General features: G+C 67.5%; 15 protein-coding genes and 1 pseudogene. 9 read left to right on the plus strand and 7 right to left on the minus strand.

Annotated elements, in window-relative coordinates; all coding sequences use genetic code 11:
- Positions 1-97 precede the first annotated feature (97 nt).
- From BN4348_RS40350 to BN4348_RS40385, 8 genes and pseudogenes are all read left to right on the plus strand, one after another.
- Positions 98-781, plus strand: coding sequence for a TetR/AcrR family transcriptional regulator (locus tag BN4348_RS40350; RefSeq protein WP_066912288.1), 684 nt, complete (start codon positions 98-100; stop codon positions 779-781).
- Positions 782-959: 178 nt separating this feature from the next.
- Positions 960-2,165, plus strand: a complete 1,206-nt coding sequence (locus BN4348_RS40355) for a cytochrome P450 (RefSeq protein ID WP_066912290.1) — start codon at positions 960-962, stop codon at positions 2,163-2,165.
- Positions 2,162-2,998, plus strand: coding sequence for a mycofactocin-coupled SDR family oxidoreductase (locus tag BN4348_RS40360; RefSeq protein ID WP_066912292.1), 837 nt, complete (start codon positions 2,162-2,164; stop codon positions 2,996-2,998). The genes BN4348_RS40355 and BN4348_RS40360 overlap by 4 nt, the downstream gene beginning before the upstream one ends.
- Before the next feature lie 20 nt (positions 2,999-3,018).
- Positions 3,019-3,987, plus strand: coding sequence for an enoyl-CoA hydratase/isomerase family protein (locus BN4348_RS40365; RefSeq protein ID WP_066912294.1), 969 nt, complete (start codon positions 3,019-3,021; stop codon positions 3,985-3,987).
- 19 nt (positions 3,988-4,006) lie between these two features.
- Positions 4,007-6,349, plus strand: a complete 2,343-nt coding sequence (locus BN4348_RS40370; RefSeq protein WP_066912297.1) for a CaiB/BaiF CoA transferase family protein — start codon at positions 4,007-4,009, stop codon at positions 6,347-6,349.
- Positions 6,346-7,110 (plus strand): SDR family NAD(P)-dependent oxidoreductase, encoded by a 765-nt coding sequence (locus tag BN4348_RS40375; protein WP_066912299.1) that lies wholly within the window; start codon positions 6,346-6,348, stop codon positions 7,108-7,110. The genes BN4348_RS40370 and BN4348_RS40375 overlap by 4 nt, the downstream gene beginning before the upstream one ends.
- Positions 7,107-8,402 carry a hypothetical protein gene (locus BN4348_RS40380; protein ID WP_084454133.1) on the plus strand — a complete coding sequence of 432 codons (1,296 nt, stop codon included), beginning with the start codon at positions 7,107-7,109 and terminating at the stop codon, positions 8,400-8,402. Before BN4348_RS40375 ends, BN4348_RS40380 begins: the two co-directional genes overlap by 4 nt.
- A 186-nt stretch (positions 8,403-8,588) precedes the next feature.
- A pseudogene (locus tag BN4348_RS40385) lies at positions 8,589-9,973 on the plus strand (HNH endonuclease signature motif containing protein).
- 2 nt (positions 9,974-9,975) lie between these two features.
- Here BN4348_RS40385 and BN4348_RS40390 read toward each other — a convergent pair.
- From BN4348_RS40390 to BN4348_RS40415, 6 genes are read right to left on the minus strand one after another with little or no spacing between them, the layout of a single operon-like run.
- Entirely contained in the window at positions 9,976-11,085 is a 1,110-nt protein-coding gene (locus tag BN4348_RS40390; RefSeq protein WP_066912303.1) for a M24 family metallopeptidase, read from the minus strand.
- Positions 11,075-12,331 carry a M24 family metallopeptidase gene (locus BN4348_RS40395; RefSeq protein ID WP_066912305.1) on the minus strand — a complete coding sequence of 419 codons (1,257 nt, stop codon included), beginning with the start codon at positions 12,329-12,331 and terminating at the stop codon, positions 11,075-11,077. Before BN4348_RS40395 ends, BN4348_RS40390 begins: the two co-directional genes overlap by 11 nt.
- 1 nt (position 12,332) lies before the next feature.
- On the minus strand, positions 12,333-13,499 hold the full coding sequence (locus tag BN4348_RS40400; RefSeq protein WP_066912624.1) for an amidohydrolase family protein: 1,167 nt from the start codon (positions 13,497-13,499) through the stop codon (positions 12,333-12,335).
- A gap of 10 nt (positions 13,500-13,509) precedes the next feature.
- Positions 13,510-14,457: an SDR family oxidoreductase gene (locus tag BN4348_RS40405; protein ID WP_066912307.1), complete on the minus strand. Its 948-nt coding sequence runs from the start codon at positions 14,455-14,457 to the stop codon at positions 13,510-13,512.
- On the minus strand, positions 14,451-15,674 hold the full coding sequence (locus BN4348_RS40410; protein WP_066912310.1) for a cytochrome P450: 1,224 nt from the start codon (positions 15,672-15,674) through the stop codon (positions 14,451-14,453). Before BN4348_RS40410 ends, BN4348_RS40405 begins: the two co-directional genes overlap by 7 nt.
- Positions 15,671-16,363: a TetR family transcriptional regulator gene (locus BN4348_RS40415; protein WP_066912313.1), complete on the minus strand. Its 693-nt coding sequence runs from the start codon at positions 16,361-16,363 to the stop codon at positions 15,671-15,673. Before BN4348_RS40415 ends, BN4348_RS40410 begins: the two co-directional genes overlap by 4 nt.
- Before the next feature lie 157 nt (positions 16,364-16,520).
- On the opposite strand from BN4348_RS40415, the gene BN4348_RS40420 reads away from it, so the two are divergent.
- A complete protein-coding gene (locus tag BN4348_RS40420; protein WP_066912316.1) occupies positions 16,521-16,997 on the plus strand; it encodes a nitroreductase family deazaflavin-dependent oxidoreductase in 477 nt (158 codons plus the stop codon).
- Between the two features lie 71 nt (positions 16,998-17,068).
- Here BN4348_RS40420 and BN4348_RS40425 read toward each other — a convergent pair whose 3' ends face one another.
- Positions 17,069-18,214, minus strand: coding sequence for a serine hydrolase domain-containing protein (locus BN4348_RS40425; RefSeq protein WP_066912319.1), 1,146 nt, complete (start codon positions 18,212-18,214; stop codon positions 17,069-17,071).
- Positions 18,215-18,298 lie beyond the last annotated feature (84 nt).

An 18,298-nucleotide genomic window follows, 5' to 3' on the forward strand; every position in this document is an offset into this window, starting at 1 on the left:
GACCCCAGCGCGATTCGCGGCCAGTGCCGGGTCACACGCGGTCACCCCTTTACGGGCACTACAAATATAGAGTACCCTCACCGTCCGAGAAGACGCGATGGACAAACGACGAAAGCCTAATCCCACCGAGCGCCGCCGCGACCTGTGTGATGCGGCGATTCACCTGTTGGCCCAAGACGGCGCCAAGGGGCTGAGCCATCTCAAGGTCGATCGCCGGGCCGGTGTTCCGGACGGCACCACCTCGTTCTACTTCCGGACCCGCTCGGCGCTGCTGCGTGCGGCGGCCGAGCGGCTGGCCGAGCTGGACCTGGCGACCCTCCAATCGGTCGCCGACGACGGCTCCACCGCCCGCCCACACCCATCGCCGTCGCGGTTGTCGCAGGTGGTGATCCAAGCCGGCACCGAGCCGCAATTGTCGCGGACGAAGGCCCGCTACGAGCTGACGATGCAGGCCACCCGCGATCCAGCGCTGGCCGCGATCCTGCAGCAGGCCACGGACGCCTTCACCAAGCTGCACCGGGAGATCCTGGTGCAGCTCATGCCGCGCGGTGGGGAACTGGAGCCGGCCGTGGTCGAGGACCTGAGCAACATCACGCTCACCCTCATCAACGGCCTGCTGCTGCGGTTCGCCCACGGCGACCGCATCATCGACAGTCCCGAGCAACTCGACGGGATCCTGACGGCAATCGCAACCGGCGTTCTGAAGAGTTCGGGCAAGGGGCGGCTCACCCGGACCGGCGACGCCCCGGCGGGCCGCCGGCGGGCGGTCGCCTCGGGTTGAGCGCGCCAACGATGTTTCGCCCCGCCGGCTCTTGCCAGGGCACCCGCCGTATGGTTCTCTACGAGAATAGAGAGGGTTTAGGGCCAATCGCTCGCGAACCTGTTAGAGCGACGCAATTAAGCGGAATGTACAAATCGTCCGGACCGATTTCGGAAATGGCAGCGGCAGGAGAGATTTCGTGACGACGAGCACCGACAGCGATGTTCACTTCGACCCGTACGACGTCGACCTGATCGCCGACCCGTACCCGATGTTCGCCCGCCTGCGGGATGAGGCGCCGCTGTACTACAACGCCGAGTACGACTTCTTCGCGTTGAGTCGATACGCGGATATCACCAAGGCGCTGGTCGACCACGCCACCTTCAGCTCGGCCCGGGGCGTGATCCTCGAATTGATCAAGGCGAACCTCGAGATCCCTTCGGGCATGCTGATTTTCGAAGACCCCCCGATCCACGACGTGCATCGCAAGCTGTTGTCACGCATGTTCACCCCCCGCAAGATCAACGCGCTGGAACCGATGATCCGGGATTTCTGCGCTCAACTCCTTGATCCACTGGTGGGGTCGGGGCGGTTCGACTTCGTCACCGACCTGGGCGCAATCATGCCGATGAAGGTCATCAGCATGCTGCTCGGGATTCCCGAAGAAGACCAGGAGTACATCCGCGATCGCGGCAACGCCCAACTACGCACCGAGCCCGGCAAGCCGATGAGCGCCGCCGAGCACGGCCTGTCGGTGGGCGAGCAGTTCGCGGCCTACATCGACTGGCGTGCGGATAATCCGTCCGACGACATCATGACCGAACTGCTCAATGTCGAGTTCGTCGACGAGAAGGGCTCCAACCGGCGCCTCACCCGCGAGGAAATCCTCGTGTACCTCAACGTCGTCGCCGGGGCGGGGAACGAAACCACGACGCGGCTGATCGGTTGGGCGGGCAAGGTGCTCGCGGAGCACCCCGATCAGCGTCGTGAGCTTGTCGAGAACCCCGCACTCATCCCGCAGGCGATCGAGGAGCTGCTGCGCTACGAGCCGCCCGCCCCGCACATGGCGCGGTACGTGACCCGCGACGTCAGCCTGTATGACCGGACGGTGCCCGAGGGGAGCGTGATGATGATGCTCCTCGGGTCGGCGTGCCGCGATGAACGCCATTTCGGGCCCGACGCCGGCCAATTCGACATTTACCGCGACCCCCGGCCGCACCTCACGTTCAGTGTGGGCACCCACTTCTGCCTGGGCTCGGCGCTGGCGCGGCTGGAAGGCCGGGTCGCCCTGGAAGAAATCCTCAAGCGATTCCCGGAGTGGGAGCCCGATCTGGCGAACGCCACGCTCAGCCCGACGTCGTCGGTGCGGGGCTGGGAAACCCTGCCCACCGCGGTGCCCGGATGACCGGCCGGGTCGCGGGCAAGGTCGCCTTCATCAGCGGCGCGGCCCGGGGGCAGGGCCGCAGTCACGCGGTGCACCTGGCGCAGGAGGGCGCCGACATCATCGCGATCGACGTCTGCGGGCCGATCGACAACCTGGCCTACCCGCATTCGACCCCCGAGGATCTCGCCGAAACCGCCGACCTGGTGAAGGGTCACAACCGGCGCATCGTGACCGCGCAAGTCGACGTGCGTGACTACGAAGCGCTCAAAGCCGCGGTGGACGGCGGCGTCGACCAACTCGGTCGCCTCGACATCATCGTCGCGAACGCGGGTATCGGCACGTTCGGCAACAAGCTGCACAAGATTCGCGAGAACGTCTGGCAGGACATGATCGACGTCAACCTCTCCGGCGTCTGGCATACCGTGAAAGCCGGTGTGCCGCACATCATCGCGGGCGGGCGCGGCGGTTCCATCGTCCTGACCGGATCAGTCGGGTCGCACAAGGCGATGGCTTACACCGGCCACTACATCGCCGCCAAGCACGGGGTGATCGGGCTGATGCGCGCCTTCGCCGTCGAACTGGGGCAGCACATGATCCGGGTGAACTCGGTCCATCCCAGCCAGGTCAACACGCCGATGACCATGAACGACGTGACGTTCCGGCTGTTTCGGCCGGACCTGGAGAATCCCGGACCCGACGACTTCGCCCCGTTCTCACAGATGACGCACACGCTGCCGGTGCCCTGGGTGGAAGCCGCCGACATCAGCAACGCCGTCCTGTTCCTCGCCTCTGACGAATCCCGTTATGTCACCGGCGTTTCCTTGCCCGTCGATGCGGGTGCTTTGCTCAAATAACAGAAGTGGAGAAAGACCCTATGCCTGAATACGACTACGAAGAATTGAAGAAGGAAGCCGAGCAGTACATCAGATTCGAGAAGGACAAGAAAAACCGGATTGCCTACATCACCTTCGACCGTCCCGATGCGCAGAACGCCACCACGTTGGGGATGCGGCAGAACTACGCCGACCTGATCCATAAATGCAACGTCGACGACGACGTCAAGGTCGTGGTGATCCGGGGCGAGGGCGAGGATTTCGGTAGCGGCGGGGACCTGCCCGAACAGCGGCCGATGCTGGAGAACCCGGGCCTGCCGCTGCTGCACGAGCTCGCGATCAACGACGACGACGTCAAGTACCCGCCGGGCGGCTCCTACCGCTACCTGTCGACGGTTACGGACTTCTACGCCAAGGCCCGCGCGGGAAACCGCCCCCTGCAGGAGCTTCGGAAGATCAGCATCATCGAGGCCAAGGGCTACTGCTACGGGTGGCACTTTTATCAGGCCGGCGACGCGGACCTGGTGGTGTCCTCCGACGACGCTCTGTTCGGGCATCCGGCCTTCCGCTACGTGGGCTGGGGACCGCGGCTGTGGTGGTGGGCCGAGACGATGGGCCTGCGGAAGTTCTCCGAAATGCTTTTCACCGGGCGGCCGTTCAGCGCCAAGGAGATGTACGAGTGCGGCTTCGTCAACAGTGTGGTGCCCCGCGAAAAGTTGGAGGAAGAGACGCTGAAGTATGCGATGGCCTGTTCACGCTCCCGCCCAACGGATACGGTCGCGGTCCAGAAGACCTTCCTCGAGCTGTACAAACAGCACAAGGGCGAATACTTCGGCAGCCTGCTCACCGGCATGGTCGAGGGCATGCTGCCGCTGATCCAGAACGACGCGCAAGAGGTCGACCTCACCGAGGGCACCTTCGAGAAGGGGCTCAACAACGTGGTCAAGGACAACGACCTGAACTTCCCGCCGGAGTGGCGCCTTAGCCGCTCGGGCCGAAAGAAGCCCTGACCGTTTTGAGAGGGCGCCCATGCCGGCACTGACGGGCATCCGGGTCCTCGAGTTGGCCGAGACCGTCGCGGGGGAGTACTGCGGCAAGCTGCTGGCAGATTTCGGCGCCGAGGTGATCAAGGTCGAGGCGCCGGAAAACGGAAGCCCCACCCGCGCCATGGCGCCCGTCCTCGCCGCGGGACGCGAAGGCAGCGCGCTGTTCGCCTACCTCAACACGAACAAGCGCTCCGTCGTGCTGGACGATGCCGATCGCCTGCAGAACCTGATCGGCACCGCGGACGCGGTGATTGAGGACCGTGCGACCGGATGGTCCGAACGGCACCCGGGCGTGGTGTTCTGCTCGATCACGCCTTTCGGCCAGGGCGCGCCGGCGGATTTCGACAATGCGAAGAGCATCAACGTCTTCCAGGCCAGCGGCTGGGGGTATCACACGCCCAGTCACGCCGATCCCGACAGACCCCCGCTGCAGGGGCCGGGCAGGTTCCTGGTCGATTACGAGGCGGGGCTCGACGCGGCCCTGTGTGTCGCGTCATCGCTGTTCCGGCGCCTGCACACCGGCGAGGGCGAATTCATCGACGTGTCGCAGCACGCCGTGCTGGTATCCCGCGCCGACTGCATCCTGGGCCGATTCCTCGCCGGCGAGGTTCCCGCCGAGGGCCTCCGCGGCGACTACGACCAGGCCGGCCCCGCGGCGTTTTTCGCCTGCGCCGACGGGTTCGTCTATCTCTACATGACCAGCCGCGCCCACTGGGTCGGCGTGCGGGAACTCATGGGCCGTCCGGAGTGGCTGACCGCCTTCGAGGACGACTGGCTGGAGTTCTCCGTCACGGCGGAGAAGGTCGCCACGTTTCAGCGGGGATTCGCCGCATGGGTTCGGAACTTGGACAAGCAGTCCGCCGCCGACCGGGCCCAGCGGCTGGGGGTGCCGCTGGTCCCCGTCAACGATGCCGCCGATCTGCACCACTCGCCGCAGTACCGCCACCGCGGCTTCTTCCAGCGCGTGAGCCACCCCGTGCTGGGGGACGCGGCGTACGCCACCGTGCCGTATGCGCTTAGCGCGTCGCCGGCCCGAATCCACTGCGCCGCGCCCGCTCTCGGCCAGCACACCGCCTTGATCCTGGACCGGGCCGAGGGGCCGCGCACGCCACCGTCGGTCAAGACGCCGCAACTCAGGCCGCCCAAAAGACCGCGGGGCGGCCCGCTGGAAGGCGTGCGCGTCGTCGAACTCACCAAGGTATGGGCCGGGCCGTACGCGGGCAAGCTGCTGGCGATGTTGGGCGCCGAAGTGATCAAGATCGAGACGGCAACCGCCCCGGAGGAGATGCGGGCCTACGGCGGCACCGACATCAACCACGCTCCCTACTTCCTCAGCATCAACCCCGAAATCCTCAGCGTGGACCTCGATATCAAGTCGGCCGAAGGCATGGCGCGGCTGCGCGAGCTGATCGCCCGCAGCGACATCGTCGTCAACAATTTGCGTCCGGGCGCCATGGAGCGCCAGGGCTTGGGCTATGAACAACTGGCGGCCATCAAGCCGGACATCATTTCGGTGTCGATCAAGATGTGGGGCAATGACGGACCGCTCGGCCATCAGACCGGCTATGCGCCATGCTTCGCCGCGCTGGCGGGGCTCGCCTCGCTGGTCGGCTACCCGGGCGGCCCGCCACTCGGGACGAGCATGCGCTATGGGGATTCCACGGTCGGCGCGGCAGCCGCCTACGCGGCCGTGGTGGCGTTGCTGCACCGGGAGCTCAGCGGCGAGGGACAATTCGTCGACGTGTCGGCGGTGGAGACCCTCTCGTCGATGATCGGGGATTGCCTGCTGGAGCAAAGCCTCACCGGGAAGCGCCTGGGCCCCAACGGCAACCGGCACCCCGACCTGTGCCCGCACGGCTGCTACCCCTGCTTGAACGATTGCTGGGTCACGGTGGCCGTGGCCAACGACGCCGAATGGCGGGGTTTGTGCGGCGCGCTGGGCGCCGCGGCGCTGTCTGACGACGCACGGTACGCGACCATGGACCAGCGACACCGTCACGCCGCCGCGCTCGACGCCGAGCTCGCGCGGCTCACCCGCAACCACGATGCCGAGGAGCTCGCGTACCGGCTGCGCGCGGCGGGAGTGCCATCGAGCAAGAGCGCCACCGCACCCGATGTGATTGCCGATCAACGATTGTGGGAGCGCGAGTTGTATCGCTTCGTCTCCGATCACCGGGAGGGCCAGCGCCCGATACTGGGGCCGTCCTGGCGGATGTTGCGCGTTCCAGCGCGGATCGAGCGCGGCGCACCGGATCTGGGTGAGGACACCGAGTACGTTCTGCGGGAGATCCTGGGCACCGGAACACTGGCGGGAGGCCAACCATGACGGAGACACTGGCGGGCGCGGTGGCGCTGGTGACCGGTGCCAGCAGCGGCATCGGAGCCGCAACGGCGAAAGCGCTGGCCGCCGAAGGCGCGGCGGTGGCCCTGCTCGCGCGCCGCGCCGACCGACTGGCCGAGCTGAAAAGCGAGATCGAATCCGACGGGGGCACAGCGCTGGCAGTGACCACCGATGTCACCGACGCCGGAGAGGTGGCGGCGGCGGTGCAACGGGTCGTCGCCGAGCTGGGCCGGCTGGACGCCGTGGTGAACAATGCCGGGCTGATGCGCTCGGGGCCCGCGGCCGAGGCCAGCCTGCAGGACTGGGATGACATGGTCGCGGTCAACGTGCGCGGGGTGCTCTATGTCGCCCGCGCGGCGCTCCCGCACCTGATTGACGCGGCCGCCGATTCCCCGCGCGGCGTCGCCGACCTGGTCACCATCGGATCCACCGGCGGCTGGGTGGCGCGACCGAACACCGCGGTCTATTCGCTGACGAAATTCGGCGTGAATGCCTTCAGCGAGGGCATCCGCCAGGAGATGCTGGGCATGCGGGTGCGCGTCGGTGTCGTCAGCCCCGGCACCGTCGACACCGAAATCTTTGCCCATCTGGCCGAACCCGCGCGTGCGGCGGTGGAGCGACAGACGGCCGGCATGGTCAAGTTGCGTCCGGAAGACATCGCCGACGCCGTGCTCTACATGGTGACGCGGGACCGCCGGGTGGCGGTCAACCACATGCTGGTGCGCGCGGCCGAGCAGACATGGTGACCGGCGACCAGTTCGGCCTTCCCATCCCGGCCGACCCGGCGGCGCTGCGCGGCGGCGGGGAGCGATTTCTCACCGAGGCGTTCCGGGCGTCTGGCGTGCTCTCGGTCGACAACGCCGTCACGAGCATTACCGCGTTCCGCGAGGTCGCCGGCGGCAGCACCGGACGCAAGGTCATCTTGTCGGTCGAATACGCCAGCCCGCAGCCCGGCTTGCACACCGACCTGTTCGTCAAGTTCTCCCGCGACCTCGACGATCCGGTACGCGACAGGGGCAAGACCCAGATGGAGCCGGAGATCCGGTTCGCCACGCTGTCGCGCGTGCCCGGATTCCCCATCGCGGTACCCGTCGTGCAATTCGCCGACTACCATCGGCCAAGCGGCACCGGCATCCTGATCACCGAACGAATCCCGTTCGGCAGCAACGGGATCGAGCGGCAATATCACAAATGCCTCGACTACGAGATGCCCGATCCCGTCGAGCACTACCGTGCGCTGCTGACCGCGCTGGGCCGCCTCGCGGGCAGCTACGGATCGGCGTCCCCGCCGGGCCGGCTGGCCGCGCACTTCCCGCTCAACGTACAGGGCGCAACCGTGGGAGAACGAGCACCGCACGACGCCGCGAAATTGGACCGGCGGCTGGCCCAGCTCCTTCACTTCGTCGAAACCTCGCCCGGGCTGGTGCCCACCAACGTCCGCTCGGCAGAGTTCTTGGGGCGCTTACGCGAAGACCTCCCGCGCACGGCACGCCACGAGCACACGGTCATGCGACAGCTGGCCGCCGACTCCGACTACGTCGCGCTGTGCCACTGGAACGCCAACATCGACAACGCCTGGTTTTGGCGGGATGCCGACGGCGCCCTGCGCTGCGGCCTGCTGGACTGGGGGTGCGTCGGGCAGCTGAACATGGGCATGGCGCTCTGGGGAGCCATGTCCGGCGCCGAAACCGACTTGTGGAACCGGCATTTCGGCGAATTGCTGGAACTGTTCGTCGCGGAAGCGCAGCAGTGCGGCGGTCCGCGGCTCGACCCCGACCGATTGCGCCGGCACACGCTGCTCTATGCGGCGGTGATGGGCGTCGCCTGGTTGCTGGACGTGCCGGCGTTGATTCACAAGCGATTCGGAGCCGCCCCGCCCGAAAACCGCACCGATCCGCGGGTCAGGAACGACGAAGGCGTGCGCGCGCCGCTGCAGATGCTGTCCAACCTGCTGAACCTCTGGGAGCGGCACGACGTCGGCGAGCTGCTCGATGTGGCCCTGGCCGAGGACGGCTCCGTCAGCCCGCCGGCGGCTTGAGCACGAATCGGTGGGCGTCATCCCCTCCCAGGGGAGGCTGGGTGTCTATCAGGGGCGGCGCCTCCCGCAGGTCGTTGCAGGTGTCCAACCCGGCAGCCGAGTATCTCCGTAATCCCTTGCGTCACAGTTGTTTCAGTGGTCCCAACACGGCCGATTTTGTCAGTGGGTGTTCGTAGAGTTTGGGCCATGGGTGCGAGCAGTCGTGAGGAGATCGTCGAGGTCTTCGACGCGCTGCGCGCGGAGCTGGACCGCTTGTGCGGCTTGTCCTTTGACGTGTTCACCACCCCGGAGCGGTTGCGGGCCCTGGAGCGCCTCGAGTGCGAGGCGCGCCGGCTGCGGTCCGCCCAACACGGCTTGATCAATCAGATCGGGGCGCAGGCCAGCAAGGCAGAGCTGGGTGGCACGCTGCGTTCGGCGTTGGCCGACCGGCTGCGGATCACCAAGGCCGAGGCGGGCCGGCGCGTCGACGAGGCCGGGGATTTGGGCGAGCGTCGGGCGCTGACCGGTGAGCCGTTGGCGCCGCAGCTAGCCGCGACCGCGGCCGGCCAACGCCAGGGGCTGATCGGTGAGGGTCATATCAAGATCATCCGCAGCTTTTTTGCCCATCTGCCCGCCGAGGTCGACGTGTTCACCCGGGCGGCCGCCGAAGCCGACCTGGCCGGCAAGGCCCGCGGGTTTCGCCCCGACGAGTTGGCCACATACAGCCACCGACTCATGGGTGTGCTGCATCCCGATGGGGACTTCAGCGACGCCGAGCGGGCCCGCCAGCGCGGCATCATCTTGGGCGCCCAGCAATGCGACGGCATGTCGCGCATCAGCGGGCTCATCACCCCAGAGCTGCGGGCCGCCATCGAGGCCTTGGTGGCCAAGCTGGCCGCCCCCGGGGCCTGCAACCCCGACGACGACATCCCGGTCGTCGATGCCACCCCCGACGACGACGCGGCACGGCGCGATCACCGCTCCCAGCCCCAGCGCAACCACGACGCCTTCCTGGCCGGGCTGCGCGCCCTGTTCGCCTCCGGGGACCTGGGCCAACACAACGGCTTGCCGGTGTCGATCGTGGTGACCACCACGCTCAAGGAGCTGGAGGCCGCGGCCGGCAAGGCCCTCACCGCCGGCGGCACCCTGGTCCCCATCTCCGATGTGATCCGCTGGGCCGGCCACGCCCACCACTACCTGGCCATTTTCGACAAGGCGCGGTCGCTGGCGCTGCATCACACCAAGCGGCTGGCCTCTCCCGCGCAGCGCATTGTGCTCTACGCCAGGGATCGCGGCTGCACCAAGCCCGGCTGCGACGCGCCGGCCTACCACAGCCAGGTCCACCACGTCCGGGGCTGGGCGGCCACCCGCCGCACCGACATCGACGACCTAACCCTGGCGTGCGGTCCCGACAACCGACTCGCCGAACAAGGCTGGATGACCCGCACCAACGCCCGAGGCGAAACCGAATGGATACCCCACCCCACCTGGACCGCGGTCAACCCCGAACCAACACCTTCCATCACCCCGAAAAACTCCTCCACCACGAAGACAACGACGAGGACGGCGAGGGAGAGCGGTCAGCGTCCTAGGGTCAGCTGGGATCGCCGGTCAGCAGTTCGGCGCCGCCATCGGTGATGTGGACGGTGTCGCGGCGGAACACGCCGCCGATGCCCTCCTGCCAGACGTGGCCGCTGATCGCCAGCACCATTCCGGCTTCGAGCCGGTCGAGTTCGCCCGCGGCCGAAAGTGTTTCGGACACGACGGGTGGGTCGAAACCAAGTCCCAAGCCGTGCGCAATGGGAATGGGCGGCAGCGGCTCGCCGGCCGCCTCATAGGCGGAAAGCAGCGCGGTAGTGGGAGCACCGGGCCGACAGGCGGCGATCATCTTGTCGAACAGCGCCTCCGAGCGTGAGAAGACCTTGCGGGTGAAGCCGTTCACGGCGTCGCCGGCCTGGAAGGTCCTGCCCACCTCGGCGACATACCCGTCGGCCAGCGCACCCGCCGCGAAGGCGACAAGATCGCCCGGCTGCACCACGCTACGACGGCGTTGCCACGGGTCTTCCCGCGAAGTCACCCAGGCGACATCCTGGGTGGCCGGCGTGCTCACCCCGCCGGCGGCCATGGCCTCTAGCGCGGCACCGGCCAGCGTCTGCTCGGACACGCCCGGCCGCAACTCCGCCAAGGCGGCGGCGAGCCCCTTTTCCGCCACGCGGAGCGCCGGGCCCATGGCCGCGATCTCATCGGGTGTCTTGACGCGGCGCGCGGTTCGCATGGCCGGCTCGCCGTCGACGAGTTCGGCGTTGGGGAAAGCCTCGGGCAGCAACGCCGCGAAAGTCGGTGTGATGGCATCCGTTCCGACCCGGCGCGCCGTCGCCGCACCGTCGATGTGCTTGAGCACCTCGATGAGTGTCATCGGGTTCCACGCCAGCCCGTACAGGTGATCGCGACCGATCTCGTCGGGGACTCCCTCGTCGTCGGTGCTGTTGAGGTATATCGCCCCGGTGGCCCGCACCACGACGCACATCGGGCCGAACGGCCGCGTCCCGGCGATCCACAGCTGCGGGGCGCCGGTGACGTAACGTATGTTGGCTTGCCGCCCTAGCACCAGGATGTCGAGGTCGTGCGCCTTCATTTGCGCCAGCGCCCGCTCGCGACGCCCTGTGCGCAACGAGAGGGGATCGGGCGAAACTTCAGTCGTCATAGGGGGAGCCATAGGGGGAGTACGGGTAGTCGGTGATCGGCGTGTAGCCGTCTTCGGTGATCACCACGATCTCCTCACTGCGGTAGCCGCCGGTTCCGTCCTCCCACACCACCGGTTCGAGCACCAGCACCATGCCGGGTGGGAAGACGAAGTTGTCGTCGAATTCCTCGCCGAGATCCGTTCCGATCATCGGTGCTTCGGCGGGGTAGGTGCCGATGCCGTGTCCGAGATAAAAGTGCGGCAGCCACGGCTTGCGACCGCCGTTGGCAGCGATCGCCGCCCGCGCCAGATCCCCCGACGTGACACCGGCTTTGGTCACGGCGAGCACCTCGTCGAGGATGGCTCGCCACCGGCGGAACTGGTCCTGTTGCCGCGGCGAGGGCGTGTCGCCGACCAGCCAGGTTCGCCCGAAGTCCGAGCAGTAGCCGGCGTAGCTGATGCTGATGTCCGTCCACAGCACGTCGCCGGCGGCCAGCTCCCGGGCGGTGGGGAGCAGGGGCAACGCGAGATCACCGTGGGTGGTCCACACCCCGGTTTCCCGCGAGCTGGGCATCACCTGCCAGATGGCCTCGAGCATGTTGGTGGTGGCGCCCAGCTCGAAGGCGCGCCGAACCAGCCTGGCCGACAGGTCGATCTGCCGAACGCCGGGTGCCAGTGCCTCCTGTACATCGGCCATGGCCCGTTCGGTGATGCGACACGCGCGGCGAAGGCAGGAGATCTCGTCTGGCGTCTTGACCAACTGCGCCGCGCCGACCACGATCGCCGCATCCGACGGCGGGCCGGAGGGAAACAGTGCGTCGCCCGCCCGCCGCATCGCGCCCGTGAGCTCGTCCACGGCCACCGCCGCGCCCGGCGGGATCAGCTCGGCCAGCTCTCGCGCGAACTCCGTCACGCCCTGGTCGAATTCGAGATACACCGGCCCGTGCAGATGATCCTCGGGAACCGGTCGACCGGAGGATTCCGGGAACGCCCCGCCACCCAAAGGCATGAACAGGTGTGGGTGTTCGTCGTCGGCCAGCACGACGGCCACCGGGCGCTCGACGTGCGAGAGGCCCGCATCGAGCAGCCGCCAGCTGGTACCCGTCGCGTATCCGACGTAGCCGTTCATCAGCAGGATGAGCGCGTCGATGCCGTGGTCCGCCATCGCGGCCCGCAGGCGGGCGCCGGTCTCGGCGCGCATGCGCCCCCAGTTCGGCTCGTCGGGAATGTCGAACACCGAGCCGCGGGCGGTGAGTGAGTTCGTCATCCTAAACGCCCAGGAACGCCTTGATGTTGCCGCTGACGACGCGGACGGCGTCCTCGGGGCCGACGGCGTCGACCACCGCGGCCAGCGACCGCTCCGAGTAGCCGAAAGTGCTCTCGTTGTGCGGGTAATCCGATGACCACATCACCTTGTCGATTCCGATCTCCTCGATTTGGCCGAGCCCCAGCCCGTCGACCATGAACGACGCGCACATGTGCTGGTCCCAGTAGTGGCGGACGTCGTGCTCGGGGTGGCCTTTGAGCATGTGCCGGTAGGAGGCCAGCACGTGTTCGGCGTCCTGCAGAGCCGGCGGCACCCAGGCGATTCCGCCTTCGAACCAGCCGACCCGCAGCCCGGGATGCCGGTCGAGGATGCCGCCGAAGATGTACTTGGAGAACATCTCCCGGAAGGAGTCGATGTTGACCATCATGGCGACCGCCACGCTGTTGACCTCGCTCGGGCACTTGGGCTGGCTTTCGCCGATGTGGTGGGTGACCGGCAGGCCGGCCTCCTCGATCTCGTCCCACACCGCGCTCATCGCTGCGCTCGAGTAGTCGATGACGTGTCCGTTGTCGTCGTTGCCGGGGTTCAGCGGCATCAGAAAAGTCTTGAGCCCCAGCGACTTCAGCTGGGCTAGCGTGCGGCGGGCGCCGCGCGGGTCCCACCAGTTGACCAGGCCGACGCCATAGCAGTGTCCGTTCGAGCGCTCCTGCACCGCGGCGATGTGTTCGTTGTAGATGCGCAGAATCCGTTCGCGCAGATCCTTGTCGGGGTAGTGGAACAGGGCCAGCACCGCGTTGGGGAACACCAGTTCCTTGTCGACCCCGTCTTCGGCGAGTTCGCGGACGCGGGCGTCGATGTTGTTGGAGACCGCGCCGGCCAGGTCGTCGTATTGCATGAGCACCGCGCTGAAATCGCCGACCACCATGGACTGTCCCGGATGGCCGAGCAGGTAGGCGCCGTCCTCGTACCAGATGCGCGGCGCGTAGTCCTTCAGGTCGTCCGGGAAGTGCTCGTAGAAGATGTCGTCGGCTACCGAGATGTGGTTATCGGCCGAGAACACCTCCGTGCCGGCGGGAAGGCCCGTGACGGATTCTGCTGCGTGACCGCGGCGGTGCTTGGGCGCACCGATCACCCCCTCCGGGTACAGGGTGCGGGCCGGACCTGACATCATCGTCCCTTCATTGCGGATACCTGACCCCGGTGAACTGTTCGGAAACCTGCCACAGCCGATCCATGTCCGCCTCGCCGCGCGCCAAGCCGGGCACCGCGGCGAAGGTGACTCCGCCCCCGGCGGTTTCGTAGAAGCCGCGCGGCCCGTAATACCTGCCACCTTCGGCGCCGTGCGAAACCGCCGCGTACAGCGACGGCTTGATGCCCTCGTCGACGTCCAGCCACATGAAGGGCAGCAGGCGCCAGGTCAGCCTGGTGAGCCGCGCCTGCAGCGTCGGCTTGTCGCGGCCGTAGGACGCGCCGCTGAGGAGGTTGGTCTTGCTCAACCCCGGGTGGGCGGCATTGGACATCACCCCCCAGCCGCCGAGGCGGCTGCGCCGATCCAATTCGATTGCGAACATGAGTTGCGCCAGCTTGGCCATTCCGTAGGAGCGCATGGGTTTGTAGCCATGTTGCGCGTTGGGGTCGTTGAAGTCGAGGCCGCGCTGCGTCGCGGCGATGCTGCTGACCGTGACCACGCGTGCGGAGGTCGCCGCGCCCAGCAGGGGCAGGAGGTGCCCGGTCAGCGCGAAATGGCCCAGATGATTTGTGCCGAACTGCAATTCAAAGCCGTCCTGCGTTTTCCGGCGCTGTGGCGGTGTCATGACGCCGGCGTTGTTGATCAGGATGTCGATCGGGCGGCCCTCGCCCGCCAGTTCCTCACCGAACGCCGCCACGCTCTTCAGGGACGACAGGTCCAGATGCCTGATGGCCAGCTTGGCCGCCGGTGCCTGCCGGCGGATCTCCGCGATCGCGGCTTCGCCCTTCGTCCGGCAGCGGATGGCCAGGACGACGTCGGCGCCCGCGGTCGCCAACCGTTTCGCCAGACCCAGGCCCAGACCGCTATTGGCCCCGGTAACCACCGCGAACCTCCCGGACAGGTCCGGGACTTCGAGGCGCAGGTCCGGCTTCACCATGTCACGGGAAGCTCGTAGACGCCGTACGCCAACGAGTCGTGTTTGAACGGCAGGTCCTCGAGCGGGACCGCCAGGTGCAGCGTCGGGATGCGGCGCAGCAGGGTGGGCAGCACGATCTGCAGTTCCATTCGGGCCAGCTGCTGACCCACGCATTGGTGGCGGCCGTAGCCGAAACCGACGTGCGCGCCGTCCTCGCGGCCCAAATCCAGCCGGTCCGGGTCGGGGAATTGGCGGGGGTCCCAGTTCGCCGGCGCCACGTCGAGGATGATGCCCTCGCCGGCCCGGATGGTCTCCCCGCCAACCTCGATGTCCTCGACGGCGATGCGACGCTGGCCGGTCTGGATGATGCTCAGGTAGCGCATCAATTCCTCGACCGCGGTGGCGATCGTCTTCGGGTCGTCGGCGTCACGCAGCACTGCTCGCTGATCGGGGTGCTCGAGCAGCGCCGCCACACTCAGGCTGAGCATGTTTGCGGTGGTTTCGTGCCCGGCGATCAGCACGCCGAGGGCCAGTTGGGTGGCCTCGCGCACGCTGAGCTCTTCGGCGTTGACCCGCTCCGCCAGATCGGAAACCAAATCCTCCGAGGGGTCTTCCATCTTGGCGCGGATCAGCTTGGCGATGTATTTCGCCAACGAGGCGGCGCCCTGGGCCGTGTCCTCCTCGGTCGCGTAGCGCCCGGTGCCGCGTTGCGCTTGCTCCTGAAAGAAATCCGCGTCCTCGTAGGGCACACCCAGCAATTGGCTGATGACGAGCGAGGGGACGGGCAGCGCAACGGTGCTCACGACGTCGCCGGGGTTAGGGCCGGCCAACAGGGCGTCGATGCGATCGTCGGCGATCTTCTGCACCGCCGGCCGCAGGCCCTCGACGCGCTTGAAGGTGAACGGCTTGGACAGCATCCGGCGGAATCGGGTGTGCTCTTCGGCGTCGGACGTGAACACCGAGCGGGGCCTTTTGTGGACGGTCGCCAGCATTCCTTCGTTCCAGTGCGGATAGCCCGGCAGGCGGTCGTCGACGCTGGTGCGCGAGTCGGTGAACAACGCGCGTATCGCGTCGTAGCCGTGGACCAGCCAGGGCGTGCTGCCGTCCCAGATGCGCACCCGGCTCAGCTGCTTGTCGGCGTTGAGCGCCAACGCCTCCGGCGGCGGCGCGAAGGGGCAACCCGGCGCCCGCGTCATCGGAAAGTCGGGAATATCGGTGGCGGTCGAGATCTCGGTCATCGTCCTCCTCGGTTCTCATCTGCCGCGCCGACATGCACCGGCGCGCGCCACAGACCGACGATCGCGTCGATCAGCCCCTCTCCGGCAACGGGCCAGCTCGACCGCGACCGTGGCCCGTGCTCGGCCAGGGCGCCCTCGTGCTCGGCGCAGGTATGCATCAGGAGGTTGCGGACCATCACGATTCGCTCGAAGCGCACGCGCTTGGGCAGCTCGGGCAGGCAGCGGGTGATCCCGTCGATCGTCTGCACCAGTCGCGGCGAAGTGAGCGCGTCCTTGGTGACGACCTGTCGATAGGTGGGGTCGGCCATCGCCTGGGCGGCGAACCGTGCGTACCAACTCGGGGTGCCCAGGGCGGCCAGGTGGTCGGTGAGTGGACGCACCAAGGTGCCCACCCAGTCCCGTAGCTCGGTCGAATCGCCCACGTCGGCGAGCATTTGCGCGCGCAGTTCCTCGATCGGCTCGCGATGCTTGCTCTCGATGGTCCGGAGCAGGTCGGTCCTCGTCCCGAAGTGGTAGCAAGCCGCGGCGTTGTTACCCTGCCCTGCCGCCTCGCTGATCTGCCGGTTGGACACCGCGTACATGCCCCGCTCGGCGAACAGCACTTCGGCGGCCGACAAGATCGCCTCTCGGGTGCCCGTCGACCTCTCGGAGCGAGCCATCCGCTCGGCGGTCATCGCCTCAGTGAACACCGCCCGCAAGATTAAATCAAACCATTTATTTAATGGCGGCCTCGCGCACCTCCCGCGGGCCCGGCCCGGACGCGCCGTCGTACGCGAAATCCGCGGTGGCCGGGAGCATTACGCGGTCGGGATGCCCGACCGGACCGGTCGGGAATAGAGTACGGCTGTGAATCCGCTGCAGCGGGTGGCGCGCAACCCGACCGCCTACCGCTGGTTGGTGCTTCGGGGGCGACCGGTAGCCCAAGGGGCCGAAGCGGTGATCCGCTTCGCAAGCAACGGGCGCCTCGGTGTCCTGGACCTGATCGGGGTGCCGAACGTGCAAGTCACCACGTCGGGGCGCAAAACCGGTCTTGCCCGCACCGCCACGGTGCAATGTGTGCCCACCGAGGACGGGCTGCTGGTCGTCGGCTCCAACTGGGGTCTGCCCCGCCATCCGTCGTGGTCGGCGAATCTCAAAGCGACAGAACGGGTCACCGTTCGCAGGCGTGGCCACCGATTCACCGCGAAGGTGCGCCTGCTCACCGGAGAAGAACGCGCCAGGGCATGGGCCACCGTGCTCACGCACTGGCCCAATTATCAGATCGCCCAAGACCGCGCCGGCGGCCGCCCGTTTCGGCTGTTCCTTCTCACGCCGAATTCGTAGCCGCTCAGCCGGCAAGGCCGCCCTCGGCGAACAGCAGCACGGCGCCCGGCTGACCGGCAGCGAATATGCCGTCAGGCCGCCGATCCGAGCGCGTCGAAGATCAGTTCTCCGTAGGTCGCCATCCGGTCCGAACCGAGGATCCCGGGCCCCATCTTGTTCATCACGTAGGAGACGGTGGTTTGGCGGTCGGGCCACGCCAACACCATCGATCCGCCCCAGCCACCCCAGAAGCAGATCTTCTCGTCGGGGACGTAGGGGAGCGCCTCCTGCTGCGGAAGCCCGTATCCCAGACCCCAGCGCAGCGGCGCGGGCAGCACCAGGTCGACGCCGCTTGCCTGCTCATCGAAGATCCTCTCGACCGTCTCGGGCTTGAGCAGTCGAACTCCACGGGCCGTGCCGCCCAACGAAATCACCGACAGGATCGCCGCCAGGGAACGCGCGTTGCCGTGGCCGTTCAGGGCGCCCATGTCGGCGTCGCGCCAGGCCGGCGTGTTCGCGGCGTCGGCGTTGGGCGGTGGACCGCTGAAGGTTTTGCGCATCGGGCTGTCCTCGGGAAGCTGGTCGAGCGGCAACTCGAGGGGAGGCGGCGGGACGATTTCGGCGATGCGCTCGTAATCGGCCGGCACCGCGCCGATTTGGAAGTCGGCGCCGAGCGGCCGCGCGATTTCGTCGCGGACAAAGTCCTTGAGCGAATGCCCGGTGACGCGGCGTATCACCTCGCCGATGAGGTGGCCCTGATTGTGGGCGTGATAGCCCGATGCGGTTCCCGGTTCCCACCATGGTGCCTGGGCCGCCAGGGCTGCCGTGGCCCTGTCCCAGTCATACATGTCCTCGGTGGCGAAGGGTAAGTCCCAGCCGGACACGCCGGACGTATGCGACAAAATGTGGCGAATCTCGATGTCCTGCTTGCCATTAGCGGCGAATTCGGGCCAGTAAGCGGCAACCGGCGCGGTGGGTTCGACCAGACCGCGGTCGATGAGCATCAGGGCGGCCAGGCTGGTGACTGTCTTCGTGGACGACCACACGTTGACGATGGTGTCCTCGACCCAGGGCCTGGTGCGTGCGGCGTCCGCGTGCCCGCCCCAGATGTCGACGACGCTTTCGCCGCCGATGTCGATGGCGATGCACGCGCCAACCTCTTCGCCGGAGGCGATGTTGGCGGCCAGCGCCGCTCGGACCTCGTCGAAACGCGCGTCGCAGTGTCCAATGACGTCCATCTGATCAGCTCCGTTTCGCCGTGCGCCCCGATGTGACGTCCGTCACCACGAACGGAACATAGGGGACGAACGGGGCAGTGGGCA

Origin of the sequence: Mycobacterium interjectum (assembly GCF_900078675.2) — a bacterium.
Classification (GTDB): domain Bacteria; phylum Actinomycetota; class Actinomycetes; order Mycobacteriales; family Mycobacteriaceae; genus Mycobacterium; species Mycobacterium interjectum.

Coding starts and splice junctions, on each gene's coding strand:
- BN4348_RS40425 (WP_066912319.1), bottom strand. CDS start 18,214: ATGGACGTCATTGGACACTGCGACGCGCGTTTCGACGAGGTCCGAGCG.
- BN4348_RS40360 (WP_066912292.1), top strand. CDS start 2,162: ATGACCGGCCGGGTCGCGGGCAAGGTCGCCTTCATCAGCGGCGCGGCC.
- BN4348_RS40395 (WP_066912305.1), bottom strand. CDS start 12,331: ATGACGAACTCACTCACCGCCCGCGGCTCGGTGTTCGACATTCCCGAC.
- BN4348_RS40410 (WP_066912310.1), bottom strand. CDS start 15,674: ATGACCGAGATCTCGACCGCCACCGATATTCCCGACTTTCCGATGACG.
- BN4348_RS40390 (WP_066912303.1), bottom strand. CDS start 11,085: ATGACGACTGAAGTTTCGCCCGATCCCCTCTCGTTGCGCACAGGGCGT.
- BN4348_RS40365 (WP_066912294.1), top strand. CDS start 3,019: ATGCCTGAATACGACTACGAAGAATTGAAGAAGGAAGCCGAGCAGTAC.
- BN4348_RS40375 (WP_066912299.1), top strand. CDS start 6,346: ATGACGGAGACACTGGCGGGCGCGGTGGCGCTGGTGACCGGTGCCAGC.
- BN4348_RS40405 (WP_066912307.1), bottom strand. CDS start 14,457: ATGGTGAAGCCGGACCTGCGCCTCGAAGTCCCGGACCTGTCCGGGAGG.
- BN4348_RS40400 (WP_066912624.1), bottom strand. CDS start 13,499: ATGTCAGGTCCGGCCCGCACCCTGTACCCGGAGGGGGTGATCGGTGCG.
- BN4348_RS40350 (WP_066912288.1), top strand. CDS start 98: ATGGACAAACGACGAAAGCCTAATCCCACCGAGCGCCGCCGCGACCTG.
- BN4348_RS40370 (WP_066912297.1), top strand. CDS start 4,007: ATGCCGGCACTGACGGGCATCCGGGTCCTCGAGTTGGCCGAGACCGTC.